The sequence below is a fragment of the Bacteroides sp. AM10-21B genome, assembly GCF_003472565.1.
Taxonomy (GTDB): domain Bacteria; phylum Bacteroidota; class Bacteroidia; order Bacteroidales; family Bacteroidaceae; genus Bacteroides; species Bacteroides propionicigenes.
In genome coordinates this window covers 202,020-221,177 of record NZ_QRME01000008.1, presented here as the reverse complement: position 1 = coordinate 221,177, position 19,158 = coordinate 202,020, and the positions used below count along the sequence as shown (strand labels likewise).

19 protein-coding genes are annotated in these 19,158 nt (G+C 49.8%); 12 read left to right on the top strand and 7 right to left on the bottom strand.

What is annotated here, in order from left to right; genetic code table 11:
- The first annotated feature begins 6 nt into the window (after window positions 1-6).
- Both DW121_RS12525 and DW121_RS12520 read left to right on the top strand, forming a co-directional pair.
- Window positions 7-630: an acyltransferase gene (locus DW121_RS12525; RefSeq protein ID WP_118323947.1), complete on the top strand. Its 624-nt coding sequence runs from the start codon at window positions 7-9 to the stop codon at window positions 628-630.
- A complete protein-coding gene (locus DW121_RS12520) occupies window positions 615-1,517 on the top strand; it encodes a glycosyltransferase family 2 protein (RefSeq protein WP_187120034.1) in 903 nt (300 codons plus the stop codon). The genes DW121_RS12525 and DW121_RS12520 overlap by 16 nt, the downstream gene beginning before the upstream one ends.
- A gap of 16 nt (window positions 1,518-1,533) precedes the next feature.
- On the opposite strand, the gene DW121_RS12515 is transcribed toward DW121_RS12520, so the two are convergent.
- Window positions 1,534-2,550: an acyltransferase family protein gene (locus DW121_RS12515; RefSeq protein WP_118323946.1), complete on the bottom strand. Its 1,017-nt coding sequence runs from the start codon at window positions 2,548-2,550 to the stop codon at window positions 1,534-1,536.
- 173 nt (window positions 2,551-2,723) lie between these two features.
- Here DW121_RS12515 and DW121_RS12510 point away from each other — a divergent pair, with 173 nt between their 5' ends.
- From DW121_RS12510 to DW121_RS12485, 8 genes are all read left to right on the top strand, one after another.
- Window positions 2,724-2,969 carry a hypothetical protein gene (locus DW121_RS12510; RefSeq protein WP_118323945.1) on the top strand — a complete coding sequence of 82 codons (246 nt, stop codon included), beginning with the start codon at window positions 2,724-2,726 and terminating at the stop codon, window positions 2,967-2,969.
- A 175-nt stretch (window positions 2,970-3,144) separates the two neighbouring features.
- Window positions 3,145-4,176 carry a DUF4373 domain-containing protein gene (locus DW121_RS12505; protein WP_117712474.1) on the top strand — a complete coding sequence of 344 codons (1,032 nt, stop codon included), beginning with the start codon at window positions 3,145-3,147 and terminating at the stop codon, window positions 4,174-4,176.
- The gene (locus tag DW121_RS15735) at window positions 4,068-4,334 is read left to right on the top strand and encodes a hypothetical protein (protein WP_147399676.1); all 267 of its coding nucleotides are present in this window, start codon (window positions 4,068-4,070) and stop codon (window positions 4,332-4,334) included. The genes DW121_RS12505 and DW121_RS15735 overlap by 109 nt, the downstream gene beginning before the upstream one ends.
- 32 nt (window positions 4,335-4,366) lie before the next feature.
- The gene (locus DW121_RS12500; protein WP_118323944.1) at window positions 4,367-6,178 is read left to right on the top strand and encodes a DnaB-like helicase C-terminal domain-containing protein; all 1,812 of its coding nucleotides are present in this window, start codon (window positions 4,367-4,369) and stop codon (window positions 6,176-6,178) included.
- Between the two features lie 62 nt (window positions 6,179-6,240).
- On the top strand, window positions 6,241-6,489 hold the full coding sequence (locus DW121_RS12495; RefSeq protein ID WP_117712470.1) for a DUF4248 domain-containing protein: 249 nt from the start codon (window positions 6,241-6,243) through the stop codon (window positions 6,487-6,489).
- A gap of 254 nt (window positions 6,490-6,743) precedes the next feature.
- On the top strand, window positions 6,744-7,259 hold the full coding sequence (locus DW121_RS12490) for an HU family DNA-binding protein (protein WP_117712468.1): 516 nt from the start codon (window positions 6,744-6,746) through the stop codon (window positions 7,257-7,259).
- Between the two features lie 158 nt (window positions 7,260-7,417).
- The gene (locus DW121_RS15620) at window positions 7,418-7,519 is read left to right on the top strand and encodes a smalltalk protein (RefSeq protein ID WP_158561003.1); all 102 of its coding nucleotides are present in this window, start codon (window positions 7,418-7,420) and stop codon (window positions 7,517-7,519) included.
- A gap of 45 nt (window positions 7,520-7,564) precedes the next feature.
- On the top strand, window positions 7,565-8,008 hold the full coding sequence (locus tag DW121_RS12485; protein WP_118323943.1) for an N-acetylmuramoyl-L-alanine amidase: 444 nt from the start codon (window positions 7,565-7,567) through the stop codon (window positions 8,006-8,008).
- A gap of 21 nt (window positions 8,009-8,029) precedes the next feature.
- On the opposite strand, the gene DW121_RS12480 is transcribed toward DW121_RS12485, so the two are convergent.
- The 6 genes from DW121_RS12480 to DW121_RS12455 form a co-directional block, all read right to left on the bottom strand.
- Window positions 8,030-9,484, bottom strand: a complete 1,455-nt coding sequence (locus tag DW121_RS12480; RefSeq protein ID WP_118323942.1) for a lipopolysaccharide biosynthesis protein — start codon at window positions 9,482-9,484, stop codon at window positions 8,030-8,032.
- A 38-nt stretch (window positions 9,485-9,522) separates the two neighbouring features.
- Complete coding sequence (locus tag DW121_RS12475; RefSeq protein ID WP_118323941.1) at window positions 9,523-11,316, bottom strand: asparagine synthase C-terminal domain-containing protein; 1,794 nt, start codon at window positions 11,314-11,316, stop codon at window positions 9,523-9,525.
- Window positions 11,317-11,348: 32 nt separating this feature from the next.
- Window positions 11,349-12,518 carry a glycosyltransferase gene (locus tag DW121_RS12470; protein WP_118323940.1) on the bottom strand — a complete coding sequence of 390 codons (1,170 nt, stop codon included), beginning with the start codon at window positions 12,516-12,518 and terminating at the stop codon, window positions 11,349-11,351.
- Between the two features lie 2 nt (window positions 12,519-12,520).
- Window positions 12,521-13,762: a glycosyltransferase gene (locus DW121_RS12465; RefSeq protein ID WP_118323939.1), complete on the bottom strand. Its 1,242-nt coding sequence runs from the start codon at window positions 13,760-13,762 to the stop codon at window positions 12,521-12,523.
- A 596-nt stretch (window positions 13,763-14,358) separates the two neighbouring features.
- Window positions 14,359-15,027, bottom strand: coding sequence for a bifunctional 4-hydroxy-2-oxoglutarate aldolase/2-dehydro-3-deoxy-phosphogluconate aldolase (locus DW121_RS12460; RefSeq protein WP_117712458.1), 669 nt, complete (start codon window positions 15,025-15,027; stop codon window positions 14,359-14,361).
- Window positions 15,028-15,129: 102 nt separating this feature from the next.
- A complete protein-coding gene (locus tag DW121_RS12455) occupies window positions 15,130-16,155 on the bottom strand; it encodes a sugar kinase (RefSeq protein ID WP_117712457.1) in 1,026 nt (341 codons plus the stop codon).
- A 233-nt stretch (window positions 16,156-16,388) separates the two neighbouring features.
- Between DW121_RS12455 and DW121_RS12450 the strand changes: the two genes are divergently transcribed.
- Together DW121_RS12450 and DW121_RS12445 are read left to right on the top strand one after the other, a co-directional pair.
- The gene (locus tag DW121_RS12450; RefSeq protein ID WP_233514908.1) at window positions 16,389-17,465 is read left to right on the top strand and encodes a LacI family DNA-binding transcriptional regulator; all 1,077 of its coding nucleotides are present in this window, start codon (window positions 16,389-16,391) and stop codon (window positions 17,463-17,465) included.
- A gap of 202 nt (window positions 17,466-17,667) precedes the next feature.
- Entirely contained in the window at window positions 17,668-19,158 is a 1,491-nt protein-coding gene (locus DW121_RS12445) for a UxaA family hydrolase (RefSeq protein WP_118323938.1), read from the top strand.

Sequence of the window (19,158 nt, the reverse complement as noted above, 5' to 3'; positions counted from 1 at the left end):
TAAAATATGTCACTCATAAAATTGAAAGAGCGCATCAAACAAAATAGAAAGATTAACGATTTCGTCATTTGGCTCATCACTCCCCATCGCAATCCCAAACCTCGTCTGTGGGTAAGGCTTTTCCTAAATCCTTTTGTCCATCATAGGGGAAAAGGCAGCGTGATACGCCATCCTTCACGCATTGATGTGTTTCCTTGGAAGCGGTTCTGCATAGGAAAGGGCACTGTTATCGAAACTTTTGCAACCGTCAACAACGGAGCGGGAGACGTTATATTAGGCGACCATGTACGTATCGGGATCGGTTCCGTCTTGATAGGTCCCGTTACCATTAAGTCCGGCTCCGGACTGGGGCAGCACGTTTTCATTTCAGGATTCAACCATGGATATAAAGATGGCACGCAAAACTCCTCCACACAACCTCTTGACAAAAAAGAAGTAGTGATAGAAGAGGATACACACATAGGAGCCAATTCCGTGATTGTGGCCGGCGTACACATTGGATGCCGTTGCCAAATCGGGGCAGGAAGTGTCGTAACTAAAGACATACCCGATTTTTCGGTGGCAGTGGGGAATCCCGCTAAAGTTATCAAACGTTTTGACAAAGAAAAACAGCAATGGATAAGAGTTTAAAGCCTTTGGTTTCCATTATCACCGTCAACCACAACGGCTTCGATGACACCTGTGAAATGATTGGCTCCTTTCTGGCGCACGAAACCATTCCGTTTGAAATCATCGTGGTAGACAACGGTTCCAATCCGCCCCAAGCGGAAGAGATAAAAAGCCGCTACACAAGGGAAGACAACCGTATAAAGGTAGTGCAGAACATCAACAACGGCTTTGCCGGGGGCAACAATGCAGGGCTTAAAGTTGCGACGGGGGACTATCTGTTCTTCATCAACAACGACACGTACATTACGCAGCCGATACTCGAAACCTTAATCCGCCGTCTTGGCGACCCGCAGAACGGCGGAGTATCACCCATGCTGAAATACGATTCGGCAAAGGACGTCATACAGTTTGCCGGCTTCACCCCCCTCACCCCTGTCACCTTGCGAAACCGCATGATAGGCGAGCGTGAACCTGACCGCGGGCAATACTCCACTCCCAATGAAACTGCATACTTGCATGGCGCGGCTATGATGATACGCCGGGAGGTGCTGCAACAAGTAGGTCCCATGACCGAGGCATTCTTCCTGTTCTACGAAGAAGTGGACTGGTCCGTACAAATAAAGAAAGCCGGCTACCGCCTGTGGTACGAGCCCGCTGCCGTAGTCTACCACAAAGAAAGCATGACGGCACGACGAGGAACGCCGATGCGCGAGTTCTACCTCTCTCGTGCACGTATGCTGTTTGCCCGAAGAAATCTGCGGGGAGTCCTGAAATACCTGTCATGCACCTATATCTGCCTACTGGCGGCTCCCAAGAAAGCCGCCACATACCTGCTGCACGGGCAAGCCGCACTTGCCAAAGCTGCGATATACGGTACTTACAAAGGGATATACGCCAAGAAGAAGTAGCTCCTTATCCCATTTTTCACCTCTTTCCCAGCAGCAATACTCTTGCCGCCCTATATCGTCCTGCCACCCTATCCACCGCTACGGGCAACAGCGTGGCTACTGCCGTAACCGCAGGAAATGCCACAACCACCGCCTTCACCCCGGCCATCTTCAGTAAGATTCGCCCGCCGGAGGTGCCGAAACCATGAAACAGGTAGATGCTGTACGCATAGCCGCCCAGCCACACAAAGAAGCGGTTGCTCCATTTTACTTCCAGCAGCAGAAACAGCGTGGGGAGTACCGTCAGCACGTAGAATTCGCGTGCCACGGCCGACACTCCTTCCGGAGCGAACCACACCACCTGTATCAGCACAATACCCCACAACGCCACCGCCCACAAGGAGATACGGGCAAGGCGGCACGCCTCGCGAATCTGCCGTGCAAACCGACAGGCAGCCACCCCCGCAAAGAAATAGGGCAACTGCCCCAACGCTCCCTTAAAACTAAAAAGATTGGGCAGAACGTGCATCACTCCGCGGTCGTTCACCACACTTAGCAATACAGCCGCCGCACACCACACCGCCCATTGTCCGGAATTTTCCATTTTCTTGCGGCTGTCTATGCACCACTGTATCATGAAAATAAGAAACAATGAGGGCAAATACCAATAGATGGTGTACGGAAAAACATAAATACGCCACATCCCGGCAAAGTCTCCTTTATTATTGGTTCCCGGCACAAAATACTGTATCACGAAATAGAGCGTACCCACCACGGCCATCGGAACCAGCAAGCGCATTGCCTTTCTGCGTGCAAACGCTACGAAGCCGCCCGCCCCTGCCGCAACGGGTTTCAAAGCGTATACCCACCCTGCGATGGCGGTAAAGAGCGGCATCTGTATATAGTCTATCCACAAGTACAAATAACGCAGCGGATGCGGAAAATCAATTTTCATTCCGCCGTCGGGTGCAGAACCGATGACGTGTCCCGCCACCACCAACAGGATGGCGATGCCGCGCAAGGTTTCAATAGATAAATTCTTCCGGGCTGTCACTTTGCTATCTCTTCATGCGGTTCATACTACCAATTTCCTACAAAGATAATAAAAAATAACAAGATTGCTTTTCCATTCCGAAACTTTCTTCCATTATTGGCAAAAGATACTATCTTTGCAAGCATTTTTAAAAATTCACATAAAATGGCAAAAAATTCAACCTGTCCATAACATTGGACAACAAAAAGTTCTGGGAATTTGAGGGCGTCACCAAGCACACCATGAAAGAGCTGGTAATCGCCGAAATCATCAAGTTGGTAATCTTCCGGATATTCAAGGCAGACACAAAAGTGAGTTACAGGATAAGCGCCGAGCTTATCCCCGTTGAACACCGCATCGAGGCTGTGAAGCAAGAAAGGGAGAAGGAGGAAGGGAAGGAGGAAGAGAAAAAGGAGAAGAAGGAGGAGGAGAAAAAGTAGAAAACTTTCCGACTTATACATTTTTTAACCCATACACGGTTTTCAAGCGTTTGTAAACCGTAACACACTGCACTGCAACAGAATGAGCGTATATAGACCGTAGTAAATCAGGCTATATACGCTATTTTTTATGCCTACCTTCGTGCCTGTAAACATTATAAAAACAATCCGATTAATGAAACGAAACTTCTATTTGCAGCACCCGCTGATGGCAATGAACGACCCAAGAATGAACAATCTGGTAGAACAGGAAGGACTGAGGGGGCTGGGCGCCTACTGGTTCATCATCGAGAAGCTGGCAATGCTGCCCGAATCGCGCGCGAACCTCAAATATATGAAACCTTTCTGCATAGGGCGGGCAGTGCCGCTGAGCTATCTCAAAAAAATCATCTGCGAATACCGGCTTTTCACCTTGGACGAAGACGGATTTTTTATGCCCGCCGAGCTGAATCCCGCTCATAAAAAGAGCAAAAAAGCCGCAGAAAATGTACAGGAAAACGGCAGTTCCGAATACAAAAATGACAAAAAAGTGCAGAAAATGTCAAATAAACAAGCGGAAAAAAACAACGAAAAAAAAGACAATACGCTAAAAAACAAGCCGTTGACCTGCAATACTCCTGCAAATAACAAAGAGAATATAAAAGATATAAAAACAGCAGCAACAACAGAAGAAAAAGAAGAGACTGCCGCCGCTGCTGCCGCCCACCCCCACACTCCGCCTTTCTTTCCGGACGGACAGCCGCTGCGCCCCATGCGCACTTGGCAGGAACTGGTGGACGAAATGCACCAAAGCCGCAGCTGGATGGAGCTCGCCTGCATGAAGAGCTGCTACGCCCCGCTGATGATGCGGCATCTGGGACAGGTCATCAAGCTCTTCAAGCAGCACATCGAACTGTACGGCAAAGGCTACGACCTGCTGAAAGAGAGCGATGTACGCAGCTATTTCGTGAACTTCGTAAGTGCCGGCGGACGCACCTCGCAGGAGCTGCACAAACGTCTGCTGGAGATTGAAGCCCAAGAGAAAGCCGCGCTTCCCGACAACGCCGCCAACCCCTACCGACACGAACAGACCGTGGACGGCAAACGCACCTACCTCGGATGCCCCATCCCCGACAACGCCCCGCCAAGACCCGACCGCAACGCCGTCTGGAACGAAGAACTGCAACAGTGGATGCCCGGCAGGACAAACGGGAAGAAGACACGCTGAAAGGCTCTCCGAGCACGCACCTCAGCCCCCCGAATGACGCACCTCAGCGGAGCAAACCACGTACCTCGGCTCCCCCAATGACGCACCTCGGCGGAGCAAACCACGCATCTCATCCCCGGCGAGGTGTGTGGTTGGAAACCGCCAACCATCAATCATAAACCATCAATTAGAAATCATAAATTACAAACCGATGAGAGATTTTAGAAAGTATAACATCAACACCCGTGGCCGCAGCAGCGGCAAAGTAAAAACCACCTGTCCGCAATGCAACGACACGCGCGGGCACAAAGGCGACCGTTCGCTGTCCGTAGACTTGGACAAAGGCCTGTGCTACTGCCACCACTGCGGCTACACGCTGCACATCCCCGACGATGCCGAAGAGCGTCAGCGACAGGAGCGAATAGACCGATACCGCAAATCCGCCCGACTGCCTTCGCACTTCCGCCGCCCCGTTTTCGACGCCTCCAAGACGAGCCGCAGCGAACAGCTGGAACGCTACTGGACGGAAGAGCGCTGCCTCCGTCAGGAACTTCTGGACGAGCTCCGCATCACCGAACAGCGCGAGTGGATGCCCCAAAGCGAAAAGGAGGAGAACTGCCTGTGCTTCAACTACTTTGAAGGAGACACCCTCGTCAACACCAAGTTCCGCAGCGGGCAGAAGCACTTCAAGATGCTGAAGGACGCCGAACTCATCCCCTACAACATCAACGGCATACTGGGCACCCGCGAGGCGGTCATCACCGAAGGAGAGTTTGACGCCTGCGCCCTGATGACCGCCACCGGACGGCGTGACATCATCTCCGTGCCCGCCGGAGCGCAGAACAACCTCACGTGGATGGACCGCTTCGTGGAGAGCCACTTCGAGGACAAGGACACCATCTACATCGCCGTAGACGAGGACACCGCAGGCGAGGTGCTGCGCCGCGAGCTCATCCGCCGTCTGGGTGCGGAGTGCTGCAAGGTGGTGCACTACGGCGAGGGGTGCAAGGACAGCAACGAGCACCTCGTGCGCTACGGTGCGGAGAGCCTCGCCATCTGCCTGCAGCAAGCCGAGGAGGTTCCCATAGAGGGGGTGGTCACTGCCGACGAGTGCAGCGACGAGCTGCGCGCGCTCTACGAAAACGGCCTGCAAGCCGGCGCCGAAACCGGTTGGGAAAACCTGGACAAGCACTGCACCTTCGAGCTGGGACGGCTCATGGTGGTGACGGGTCGTCCGGGCGAGGGAAAATCCGAGTTCACCGACGAACTCGTGCTCCGCCTGCGCCTGCGCCACGGCTGGAAGACAGCCTACTACAGCCCCGAAAACCAGCCCGTGGAGTATCACCTCAAGAAGATAGCCGACAAGCTGCTGGGGCGCGAGTTTGCCCCCGGCTACGGCATGACGGACGATATCTACCGGCAAACCCGGCAATGGCTGGCGGACAACGTGACGCACATCATGCCCGGCGACGGCGCCTACCGCATAGACGACATCCTCCTCAAAGCCCGCCAGCTGGTGCGCCGCCGTGGTGTGCGCACGGTCGTGATAGACCCGATGAACCGCCTGGAACAGGAGAGCGGCATGACGGAACGCGACTTTATCCGCTCCGTCCTGAACAAGCTCTGCCGCTTTGCCCAGCGCAACCGCTGCCTCGTCATCCTCGTAGCCCACCCGCGCAAGGTGAACCGCAACGAGGCCACCGGCGAACTGCGCCGCGTAGAGATGAACGACATCAACGGTTCCGCCGACTTCGGCAACATGGCGGACTACTGCATCGACGTAGACCGCAACGACAAGAAGCAAATCGTGACCATTTATGTTGACAAAGTGCGCTTCAAGCACTTGGGCAGCGCGGGCACGTGCGCCAAGTTCGTCTACAACTTCGTGAGCGGCCGCTACTTCCCTTGCGAGGAGGGAATTGTGCATACTCCGGACGGCGACGCTCCGGGACCTCTGGACACACAGTTCGACAACACGAATTGGTTGAAAAATAATGAGGAACAAGGTTGCCTGTTCCACTGAAAATGCGTACCTTTGAAGTAGTTAATATTCTGAATAACCTAACCTGAACACGTGCATCGGCTATGACAAAAAATGATGTTTCTTTCCTTTCAGAAGCCCCCTTCCCCATTCGCAGTTACGGGAAGGGCGAGCTGGCAATGTGCTACATACGCAACGTAGCGCAACAGACTGCCGTGAACCAATTCAACGAATGGATTCGTACCGCCCCCGGACTGGAACAACGCCTGTATGCCACAGGCATGAGCCCCACCACACGCCGGTATACGCCCGCACAGGTGAGGATGATGGTGGGTGTCTTCGGGGAGCCGTAGGATATTTCAGGCACGGATTACGCGGATTTCACGGATTTGCTTTGTTCCTTTTTATTCTTTTTTCCGTGAAATCCGTGTAATCCGTGCCTGAAAAACCATTTATTCTCCGCCATCCTCCCCCAACCTCCGCCAACCTCCTTTCGTGCCGATGCGCTGCCGTATCTTTGTGTCAACGAAACGAGGGAGGAAAGCTCGCCGCGGAGAACCCCTTCCCCCCCGTCGTTTCGGAAACAACCAATTAATAAATCAACGAAATGACAAAAGCAAAAGCATTAGTAGTGCGCACGCAACGCCACCAGAAGGTGGGAGACAAAGACTCACCCATGGTCTACACGCTGAGACGCAAGTCGAAAGACGCCAAAACCCTCGACCTCGAACGCCTCGCGCAGGATATAGAAGCGCTGAGCAGTATGTCTGCCGAGGATGTGGTGCACGTGGGCAAAGCCATTGTCCGCCAGATACGCCAGACGCTGACGGACGGCAACAATGTCCGTCTGGACGGGTTCGGCATCTTCCACACCACCTTCAAGTGCCGCGCCACCGAAGCCGCCAAAGACTGCACGGTGAAGAACATCGAAAAGGTCAATATCCGCTTCAAAGTAGCGAACACCCTGCGTCTGGAAAACGACACCAACGCCACCACCAAAGGAAATCCGAATACCATGATTTTCGAACTGGTGTCCGAGGATAACAGTTCCGGCGGAGGCGACGGCGGCGGTGGAAACGGGGAGTTGCCGGACGGAGGAGACAAGGAAGATCCGCTGGGATAAAATCAGAATTATGCATAATCAGTTTATACCATCTGTCATTCAGAGCGTAGCGAAGAATCTACTCTCTTGATGCATACACAGAGAAGAGATTCTTCGCTACGCTCTGAATGACAGATGGTATAAACTAAATTTCAACACTTACTTAACAAAAAAAAACTATGAGTAAAAGTACAGGAATTTGGGGTACCGTCTTGAAAGTGATTATCGCCGTAGCTTCCGCCGTTCTCGGCGTTTTCGGAGCCAATGCGATGACGCTGTAAAAGACCGGATGCTGCTACTTAATCTGCCAACCTGAAGAAAAAAAAATGCGAACTATCAATCTGATTGTGATACATTGCAGCGCCACGTGCGAGGACCGTCCCTTTACCGAGCAAGCCCTGGAGGCCGCCCACCGCCGGCGTGGATTTGACAGCACAGGCTATCACTTCTACATCCGCCGCGACGGACGCATCCTGACAACACGCCCGGTCGAGAGGGCCGGAGCCCACGCCCGCAACTACAACGCTCACTCTATCGGCATCTGCTACGAAGGCGGACTGGACCACTACGGCCTGCCCAAAGACACCCGCACCGAATGGCAAAGGCACTCGCTCCGCGTACTGGTCAGGGCACTGCTGCAGGACTATCCCGACGCCCAAGTGACGGGACACCGCGACCTCAGTCCCGACCTGAACCGCAATGGCGAGGTGGAACCTATGGAATGGACCAAACAATGTCCGTGCTTCGACGTGAAACGGGAAAAGTGGTAAAAGAGAGGACAAGAGGATGCACTACTCGGAAGGATGAGAAGAGCGTCCTCTTGACTTTTTCAGTACCGAAAGCAACATCTGCCATTCGGACATATGAAACACGCAAGACACTGCCAGATAAATGATTACCCCCGACGGCACACCCAAAAGAAGCTTGCCCCAAGCGGATAATGGCAATAGCGTAACCAGATACAGGCATATACCCATCAAGGCATTCAGCAACAGCACCGGAAGTAACTCACGAAGCTGGCGCAAATAACCTATCTTCATCAGCTTCCGGGAATAATAAATAATCACTCCCATATCGGCAAAGGAATACAGCGCCAGCCCCCAGCACATAGCCAATACCCCCAATGGAACAGTAGCAAACAAGATGGCGAAAGCTATGAGCTTTTTCCAGATTTCGGCATACAGGAAATAGTCTGAACGCCCTTTCACGTTCAAGATAGTATGGTTAATCTTCATCACCGGATCCCACATAAATGCCACACAGAGAATCTGCAAATAAGGGACTGCCGGAAGCCATTTGTCCGTCAAGATAAGCTCTATCAATGGTTCCGCCAATGCTGCCACTGCCACCATGACAGGAAAAATGAGATAACACGATATACGCATATATTTCAGAAACATACTGCGCAACCGGGGTATGTCGTCCTGATAACGGCACTGAATGGGATAGACCGCACGGACTACAATATTCGTAAAGTTTGTGGAAGGAAATTGCGCCAAAGTATAAGAACGGTTGAAAAAACCTAACTGAGAGGCAGAAAAGCACTTTCCTATAACCAACGAATAACAGTTGGTGTAGAAAGTGTGCAGCAAATTGGACAGCATCAATTTTGAGCCAAAAGAGAAAAGCACACGAAACGACTGCCATGAGAAAAGCCTGCGGGGCATCCAATGGGAAAATATCCATAAGAAAACAACACGGAAGAAACTATTCAGAAGGCTTTGCCACACCAGCGTCCATACACCAAACCCCTGATAGGCCATCCATATGCCGACGGCTCCACTGATAATAACCGCCCTCAGCGAAGCCCGCGCCAGACGCTTGAAGTCCAAATCTACCGTTAACCGTGCCTGCTGCACAATGCCCAAAGAGTTTACAATCAGCGTCAAGCCTATCACACGGGTAATGGCAGTCAGCTGAGGTTCGGCAAAAAAACGGGCTATCAAAGGGGCGCAAACAAACAAACACAAATAAATCAACACCGACCCTGCCGCGTTGAAATAAAACGCAGTACTGTAATCCGTTTCCGAACGGTCTTGCTTTTGAATAAGGGCATTGGCGAATCCGCTGTCAATCAACACTTGAGAAAGAGCCATGAAGATGCCCAACATCGCCACCAGTCCATAATCGTCCGGTGACAAGATACGGGCTATGACAAGAGTCAACAGAAACTGGACACCTTGCACCGAGAAACGCTCTACTGCACTCCAAAACACGCTTTTAGCGGCTTGCTCCTTTATTGACATTTTGCAGATTCTTTTTATTAACAGTCAAATATCTTCGATTACCAATACTTCACTTCTTTCTTCTCAACAAACTCCTCCCACCACGTAACGAGTGTCAACAGATTGAAGTACTGCAAAGCCTTGTTTTGCTTGTACCAGAACCAGCCGCCTTTTCGGGACGCTTCGAGGTCGTATTCATTCAAGAACCGTTCCACGCCTTCACGATTGAGGATATCTTCGTAAATGCCGGAAGAAAGGATGAAATCTTTGAGACGGGCACGCCGTAAGGAATCTTGGAAGAAAAGCGGCATAGGGGCAAACCCGCCTTGTTTCTTCCTGCCGGTAACGGCTTCGGGAAGCAAAGGCTTATAATGATACCTCAGGAGATACTTGGACACACAGCGGCCGCGCGCTATATCCGGCACGCTATCTCCCTTACACTTCAAACCAACCGGCAACTCCTGCAAGAAATTATAGAGATCCAAGTCCATGAAAGGAAAGACGAGATTATTGTCGAACATCTGCGCCATGAGTGAAGCCTTGTAGAGAATGACACGATTGATGACTATTTCCAAATCGGACACCAATGCGTGCTGAGTGTAAAGATGCTCAAAGCTCCGGGTATCTGCCGGCAGGGATTTCTCGGAAGATTTAATCCACTCCGGATGCAACAGAAGTTCGCGCAAGGAAGAATCGGAAAAGCCGAACCGTTCGCCCTCCAGAATATGAAGTATCTTGTCCAAATGGAAATTGACGCGCGAAAGTTTGCCGCCTGTATCGAAAACCTTACGGTTGAGCAACTTGTGCATACCACGCAACAGCGGACGAGTGCCCGTACGCGCCGCCAGATAGTGCAAGGCAACTTCACGGCCGGATGTACCGAAATACTGGTCGCTGCCGTCACCGCCCAAGATGACGTCGGGCTTGTCGCCACCTATCATCCGCATGGCACAATAGTTCACCATGAGCCCGCCTTCTACGAAAGGTTCTTCCAAAAAGCGTACAATATCGGGCAAGGAAGCTATCTCCGTACCGTCTATCTCGTACTCATGGTGGCGTGTCTCGAACGTCTCGGACATCAGCCGCGCCATAGGCAACTCAGTCCACGCATCACCTTTGAATCCAACGGAATAAGAATCTACCGGACCTTCGTAAATGCTGCGGAGTGCGGCAAGGTTAGCTCCGGAATCGTAACCGCCACTCAAAAGGATACCTACCCTGCGGCTGTCACCAATCCGCCGGCGAATGGCCTGACGATGCAGTTCGCCATAACGCCGGGAGTAACTCTCGACATCGGGATGCTTGTCTGCCACAATCTGAGGATTACGCCTGAATGTGTGGTCACGCCTCAGGTTATAGCTGTCTTCCGCTTCGGTAAGTATATGAAACTGCTCGCCTGCCCCCAAAAGTGCGGCGCCATTCATCGAACTGGCTCCATGCGGCAGAAGCCCGCGTTGAAGAAAGATGCCCAATGAGACAGGGTCACAGCTGAAAGGTTTGCCCGACTGTTCTTCAAGAAATATCCAAGAGGTCGCAAAGCTACCCTCAGGGGTGCAATAAACGGTATAGTGCGTGCCGTGATGATCACGTACAATGCCACACTCCTTCTTGGAGTAATAGACTATGGTAAATGAACCGTCCAAACGGGAAAAGCCATAGTTCGGATCTGCCAGATAGGCATCGGCGGCAATCTTTGCGTTGCTGTCGGCGGGAGAGCACTGAAGCCTGTCCCGGTTATATAGAACGCCGTAAAAGAAAAGGCGAAGGTTGCAGCTTTCAAAGAAAGATTCGGGAGCCTCCCCCTCTACACGAGCCGTACGCCAGTCTTCGAGACTTAATTTTCCGTATATCATTTGTATGTTGTTTGTATATCGAAATGGCTGTATCATTTTCCGACGCCATGCCTTGTATGTATGAAGCTCTTATTAGCTCCCCGAAGTTTAAAGATATTGGCTGCCATCAGCAAGAATGTATATGGCAGGGACTGCAACGCCACCGCCAAACGGCTGGTGCAGAAGCGCTTCGGTATAGCCACCAACAGAGCTATGACGAGCAATGCGAAAAGCGCCCACCACTTCATCCCCCATATCCAGTTGTAGCACGTGCAAAGCACGGCAAAAAAGAACGTAAAGCCCAACAGAAGCAAACGCGGTATGGAAAGTTGCTGGAACAGCTTATCGCAAAAGTCCCAATTGCGGGCGGCAAGCGCCTTACCTAAATATTTGGCAAATATCCTGCAATAATGCCATTGCGCCGATAACCAACGGCGGCGCTGACGGGAGAAATCTTGTGTGTTCTGGATTTTCTCATCAAACACGAATGTGTCCGGCAGATAATGGAAACACTTGCCTTGATAAAGCAAGGTCAATTCAAGTTCACGGTCAAATCCGCCCACAGCTTTAATATTGAGCATCGTGTCGCGGAAGAGGTCGTAGCGAAATGCCATACCGGAACCGATAAGGGCGGCAGACAAACCGAGCTTGGCGTGTCCTAAACGGAAGATTGTATTGTTAATTTCTTCGCTAATGGCATCGAGCAACGCCATGTCATTATTCATGTTCTTGGCTATGCGGTGCGTCTGCACAATTTCCACACCGGGATTGGCGAAAAGGTCGTTGATGTCACTCAAATAATCGTAGGGAACAACATTATCCGCGTCGAGCACCAACGCAATGTCATAATCATTGCCTATGGCCGCCATAGCTGCATTCAAAGCCTTGGACTTGGTGCTTTTCTCGAAATGTACCTCTACCAGACGAATGGGAAGAGCTGCCAATGAGGCATTGGTTTCGGGCTGCATATGGTCTGAAATGACTATCGTGTCGAAACAGTCGGCAGGGTAATCCAACTCCAAACAGGAGTGCACGCACTCGTGTATGACAGCGTCCTCGCGATAAGCGGGAATCAATATCGCAAAACGCTTGTAACGCGTTGCCTTATCGGCCTTGGGCAATGGTTTCTTACATGATGCCAGACTGTACACCAGCAAATACGCCACATTTATAGCAAAAAGGATGTATAGCAGCCAATCTATTATCGTTAATATATGTTCCAAAATTACGTTATTTTTAGAAATGGATAGAATACACAAAAAATAATACTCAGCATATAGAATGGCAGGCTAACTCTCTTTATTCCATGTACTGTATGTACAAATCGCTTGTTTGCTTCTTTAAGACGGAATAAGTTGATAGCCATAAGAAAAAATGAACATGGAATCAAAAAAATGACCTTAAATATACGCCGTGTCCAATAACGATGAGGAATGGCTACTATCAAGGCAAGTAGTAAAATTCCAAACAAACCCCACCACTTGAGACACCACATTGGAAACGCAATAGATGTGCAGACTGCCATTATGAACACAAACCCCAACAGCAACACCCGGGAAAAAGAGATTTGCTGGTAAAGTTTATCGCAAAAGTCCCACTTCCCGTTACGAATAGCGGGCAGCAAGTGACTGGCAAACTCAAAGAAGCTGTAATACTGGGCGGACAGCCAGCGGCGGCGTTGCTGATAGAAATTTTGCGCTTTCTGTATTTTTTCGTCCTTCACACACGTATCGGGCAGGTAATGGAAGTGTACCCCCTTATAAAGAAGTTTCATCTCCAGCACACGGTCGAAACCTCCTACCGACGTATTGCTCATCATCGCATCGTAAAACAAAGGGTATTCAAAAGCCATTCCCGAACCTATCAGAGCCGCCGACATACCGAGATTGGAATGTCCCAGACGGAAGATGGAATTATTGATTTCCTCACTGATTGCATCCAGGTAAGCCATGTCCGTATTCAAGTTCTTGGCAACACGATGAGTCTGCACCACTTGAACACCGGCTACACCAAAGGCATCGTTCACTTCGGACAAGTAGGAAGGCTCAATGATGTTATCCGCATCTATTATCAATGCCACATCATAGGCGTCCTTATCCAAATACTCGAGAGCGGCTTTCAGGGATTTGGTGTTGGTGCTTTTCTCAAAATCAACTTGAAGCAACTTTATGGGAAGTGAGGACAAAGCCGCATTGGTTTCGGGTTGCATATGATCTGAAATAACCACAACATCATACTTCTCGCCCGGATAATCCTGCGCCAGACAGGCGTGCACAGTAGACCGGATAACCGCATCTTCACGATAGGCTGCAATAAGTATTGCAAAACGCTTATAAGTTTCGGCCGGTACAGTTGCCAGAGGTTTACAACAACGCAACGATGCCAGACTGTACACCAGCAAATACGCCACATTTATTGCGAATAAAATGTATAGCAGCCAATCAAAGAAGTATAATATGTGTTCCAAAATCCATACGGTTTAACCTTGTTGTTTTATTTGTTGGACCGCCTGCGTGCAGGACATCCGTCACAAAGATACAAAAAAGGGGAATAGATTGTTCCAAATGCACAAAAAAGGTAAAAATAAAAAAACGAGCAAGCTCTCTCGAACCCCTCGCCTCGTGTAAGAAAAGCCTAAAGGCTTTTCTTTTTTACTTGCATCTAATTGTTACCCGAAAATCAATCTTTCTTTTTACCTCTAAAAAAACAAACTTCAAATACCTACTAACAACATTAATGTTTAACTTTTACCTTTTTCTAATTACCTATTTTCAATCCAAAAATCAAAACTATGAATTAATTCAATCTTTTTACCTCTTAACTAATTACCTTTACTGAAAACTCATTTTTTATTGTTAAATGCAATTTCTCAATTGCATTGCAAAGGTAAGTGTTTTTTCCGTGTTCGCAAACAACAGGAGGAAAAAGTGTATGTCTTATAACATTGTTTTAGAGATTAAGCGTCCATTTTACACTTATAAACAAAACAAACCACCAAAGTGCCATAGCACTTTGATGGTTGTCCCCTTTAAACACCTTTAAACAAAATGAAATATAATGCGATTATTTTCTTGCTTCCGCAATGTATGCCAGAGCTTCTTTGCATTTTTCCGTAACATATGTCCAGTCTTCGGCAGCTACTTTGTCACCCGGGAAGAGCTTGGAACCCATACCTACGCAGAATACGCCTGCCTTTATCCAAGAGGTCAGGTTTTCCTGTGTCGGTTCCACACCGCCGGTTACCATCAGCTTGGACCACGGCATCGGAGCCAACAGGCCTTTTACAAGCTTTGCACCCAGCACGTCACCGGGGAATATCTTGCAGAGATCGCAACCTGCTTCCTGTGCGAAACCTACTTCTGAAACGCTTCCGCATCCCGGAGTATAGGCTACCAGACGACGGTTGCAGATTTTTGCGATTTCGGGGTTGAACAACGGACCTACAATGAAGTTTGCGCCCAATTGCAGATACAATGCAGCTGTGGCAGGGTCTACGATAGAACCTACACCCATTGCCATTTCGGGACATTCTTTGGCTGCGTATTTTACTACTTCCGCAAATACTTCGTGAGCGAAATCACCGCGGTTGGTAAACTCGAATGCACGAACGCCACCCTCATAACAAGCTTTCACTACTTTCTTTGCTACTTCTGCATCTTTGTGGTAGAATACAGGAACCATACCGGTTGAACCAATCTTGTTCAATACGGATATCTTATCAAATTTTGCCATTGATTTATCTACAAATTACAATGTACAATGTACAAATTGCCATACGGATAATTGTACTTAGTACACGAGAACTATTATTTTATATTTACTCTTATCGTTTGCTTATCGTTGAACACGACCGCTTGCGTCTCCGCCTGCCAATGCTTCTACTTCTTCAACAGAAACGAGGTTGAAGTCGCCGTTGATAGTGTGCTTCAAGGCAGAAGCCGCTACGGCAAATTCGAGGGCAGCGCCTTGGTTGGGCTTCGTCAGCAAACCGTGGATGATACCGCCTGAGAAGGAGTCACCGCCACCTACACGGTCGATGATAGGATTGATGTCGTAACGTTTTGATTCGTAGAACTCTTCGCCGTTGTAAATCATTGCTTTCCAGCCGTTGTGGGTTGCAGAGAATGATTCACGCAGAGTAGAGATTACATATTTGAAACCGAATTCTTTGGCCATTGCCTTGAAGATGCCTTTGTAGCCTTCTGCATCTGTCTTACCGCCTTCTACGTCAGCATCGGGCTTGAAACCGAGGCAGAGTTCGGCGTCTTCTTCGTTGCCGATGCAAACGTCTACGAATTGCATCAACGGTTTCATGATGGACTGGGCTTTTTCTTTTGTCCAAAGTTTCTTACGGAAGTTAAGGTCTACAGACACCGTAACACCATGACGCTTGGCAGCTTCGCATGCCAGACGGGTAAGTTCGGCAGCCTTGTCAGAGATAGCGGGAGTGATGCCTGACCAGTGGAACCAGTCTGCACCTTCCATGATAGCGTCGAAATCGAAATCTGCCGCATCGGCTTCGGCGATTGAAGAATGAGCTCGGTCATAAATCACCTTGCTGGGACGCATAGACGCACCTGTTTCCAGATAATAGATACCTACGCGGTCGCCGCCACGTGCAATGAAGTCTGTCTTTACACCGTACTTGCGCAAAGCGTTCACTGCCGACTGACCGATTTCGTGTTTCGGCAATTTGGTTACAAAGTAAGCATCATGACCGTAGTTGGCGCAGCTGACTGCAACGTTGGCTTCACCGCCACCATATACTACATCAAAAGAATCGGACTGTACAAAACGAGTGTTGCCCGGAGTGGACAGTCTCAACATAATCTCACCTAATGTAACGACTTTCTTTCCCATAATTCTATGTTTTTATTAAATATATGATTAAATTGTTTCTTTCAAATTGTCATATCAGCCCTCATTCGGAGCTTAAACACTTGATTCTATGCAGAGTAAACGAAAACGAGGTTTGTTCTTCATAGCTTTCGTGTGCGGGCACAAAGATACAACAATTTTCGTAATTACAAAAATTGTTATATATTTGTGTCGAAAATATTTAGATTATTATTGTGTACGAGCACAAAAAAACGATGAACAAACCCATGAATACACCGGAAAGAATAAGAATCAAGGACATTGCCAAGATGGCTGACGTGTCGGTGGGAACCGTAGACCGCGTTCTACACGGGCGTAGCGGAGTGTCGGAAGCCAGCCGCAAAAGGGTGGAGGAAATCTTGGAAAAGCTGAACTATCAGCCTAATATGTACGCCAGCGCACTGGCATCCAACAAAAAGTATGCGTTTGCCTGCCTGCTGCCCCAACACGACACCGGCGAATATTGGACGGAAGTGGAAAACGGCATACACGAAGCGCTGACCACTTACTCGGACTTCAACATCACCGTGAAACTGTCGTACTACGACCCCTACGACTACCGCTCCTTTGCCCGGGCAGCCCGCGACATCGTGGAGCTGAAGCCCGATGGCGTGATGTTTGCCCCCACCGCCCCGCAATATACCACGCCTTTCACCAATCAGCTTGAAGAACTGAATATACCTTATATATATATAGACTCCAATATCAAGGAAGCTCCCGCTCTCTCTTTCTTCGGGCAGAATTCGCACCAAAGCGGATACTTTGCCGCACGTATGCTGATGCTGCTTGCCGGCGAGGATGCACAGGAAATCGTCATCTTCCGCAAAATAAACGAGGGCATCGTCGGCTCCAACCAACAGGAACGGAGGGAGGTGGGATTCCGAGAATATATGCGCGAACATCATCCCTCGTGCCGCATCTGGGAACTGGACCTCCATGCCAAACGCGACGGCGAGGATGCGCAAATGCTGGATGATTTCTTCCGGGCCCACCCTACCCTGAAGAACGGCATCACCTTCAACTCCAAAGCGTACATCATCGGAGAGTATCTGCAGAAGCATCAAAAGACGGACTTCAACCTCATGGGCTATGACTTGCTGCAACGCAACGTGGACTGCCTGAAACAGGGAAGCATCTTCTTCCTCATCGCCCAGCAACCTACCTTGCAGGGATTTGACGGCATCAAAGCTCTGTGTGATTACCTGATTCTGAAAAAAGAAATCGCAAGGGAGAACTTCATGCCGATTGACTTGCTGACGAAAGAGAATATCGAATATTATTATAACAAATAGAAGGGAAAAACGGTTTATGCCATACAGTGCATCTGTCATTCAGAGCGTAGCGAAGAATCTACTCTCTGCGTGTGCATTAAGAGAAGAGATTCTTCGCTACGCTCTGAATGACAGATAGTATAAACTAATTATGCACATTTACTTAAAAGCAATATAGTGATAAGTCAACAATTGAACGAAACTAATTAAAAAAACACAGTATATGGAAACAAAGTATTTGAAAATTAACCCTGCCGATAATGTTGCGGTGGCCATTGTTGCACTGCCGGCAGGTGAAAAACTTATAGTAGACGGCAAGGAAATTGTCCTGAACGAGGATGTGCCTGCCGGACACAAATTCGCCCTGAAGGACTTTGCGGAAGGCGAAAATGTGATTAAGTACGGCTATCCCATCGGCCATGCCCGCACCGCAAAGAAGCAAGGAGACTGGATGAACGAAAACAATATCCAAACCAACCTTGCCGGCTTGCTGGAATACACCTACAACCCTACCGCAGTAAGTCTGGACATCCCGCACAAGAACTTGACATTCAAAGGTTACCGCCGCAAAAACGGTGACGCGGGTGTGCGCAACGAGATATGGATTATCCCCACAGTGGGCTGCGTAAACGGCATCGTCAACCAACTGGCGGAAGGGCTGCGCCGTGAAACGGACGGCAAAGGCGTGGATGCAATCATGGCGTTTCCGCACAATTACGGCTGTTCGCAGTTGGGCGACGACCACGAGAACACCAAGAAAATCTTGCGCGACATGGTGCTGCACCCCAATGCAGGTGCAGTGCTTGTGGTGGGTCTGGGCTGCGAGAACAACCAGCCGGACGTGTTCCGCGAGTTTTTGGGTGAATATGACTCCGACCGCGTAAAATTCATGGTGACGCAGAAAGTGGGCGATGAATACGAAGAAGGCATGAAGCTGCTGCGCGAACTCTACGGGAAAGCAAGCAAGGACGAACGCGTGGACGTGCCCCTGAGCGAACTGCGCGTAGGTTTGAAATGCGGCGGTTCCGACGGTTTCTCCGGCATCACCGCCAATCCGCTGCTGGGTATGTTCTCCGACTTCCTCATTGCGCAGGGAGGTACGAGTGTACTGACGGAAGTGCCCGAAATGTTCGGCGCCGAAACAATCCTGATGAACCGCTGCCGCAACAAGGAGCTGTTTGAAGAAACTGTGAAACTGATTAACGACTTCAAGGAATATTTCCTCTCACATGGCGAACCGGTAGGCGAAAACCCGTCTCCGGGCAACAAGGCGGGCGGCATCTCCACATTGGAAGACAAAGCTTTGGGATGTACGCAGAAGTGCGGCAAGAGCTACGTGGACGGCGTGCTCCCCTACGGCGAGCGCCTGAAAGTAAAGGGTCTGAACCTGCTTTCCGCACCGGGCAATGACTTGGTTGCAGCTACCGCCCTCGCTTCATGCGGATGCCACATGGTACTGTTCACCACCGGACGCGGAACGCCCTTCGGAACTTATGTGCCGACCATGAAGATTTCCACCAACTCCACCCTCGCCAAGAACAAACCGGGCTGGATTGACTTCAACGCAGGTGTCATCCTCGAAAACGAACCGATGGAGAAGACTTGCGAACGGTTCATCGACTACATTATCCGCGTGGCAAGCGGCGAGTTTGTGAACAACGAGAAGAAAGGGTATAAGGAAATCGCCATCTTCAAGACAGGGGTGACTTTGTAG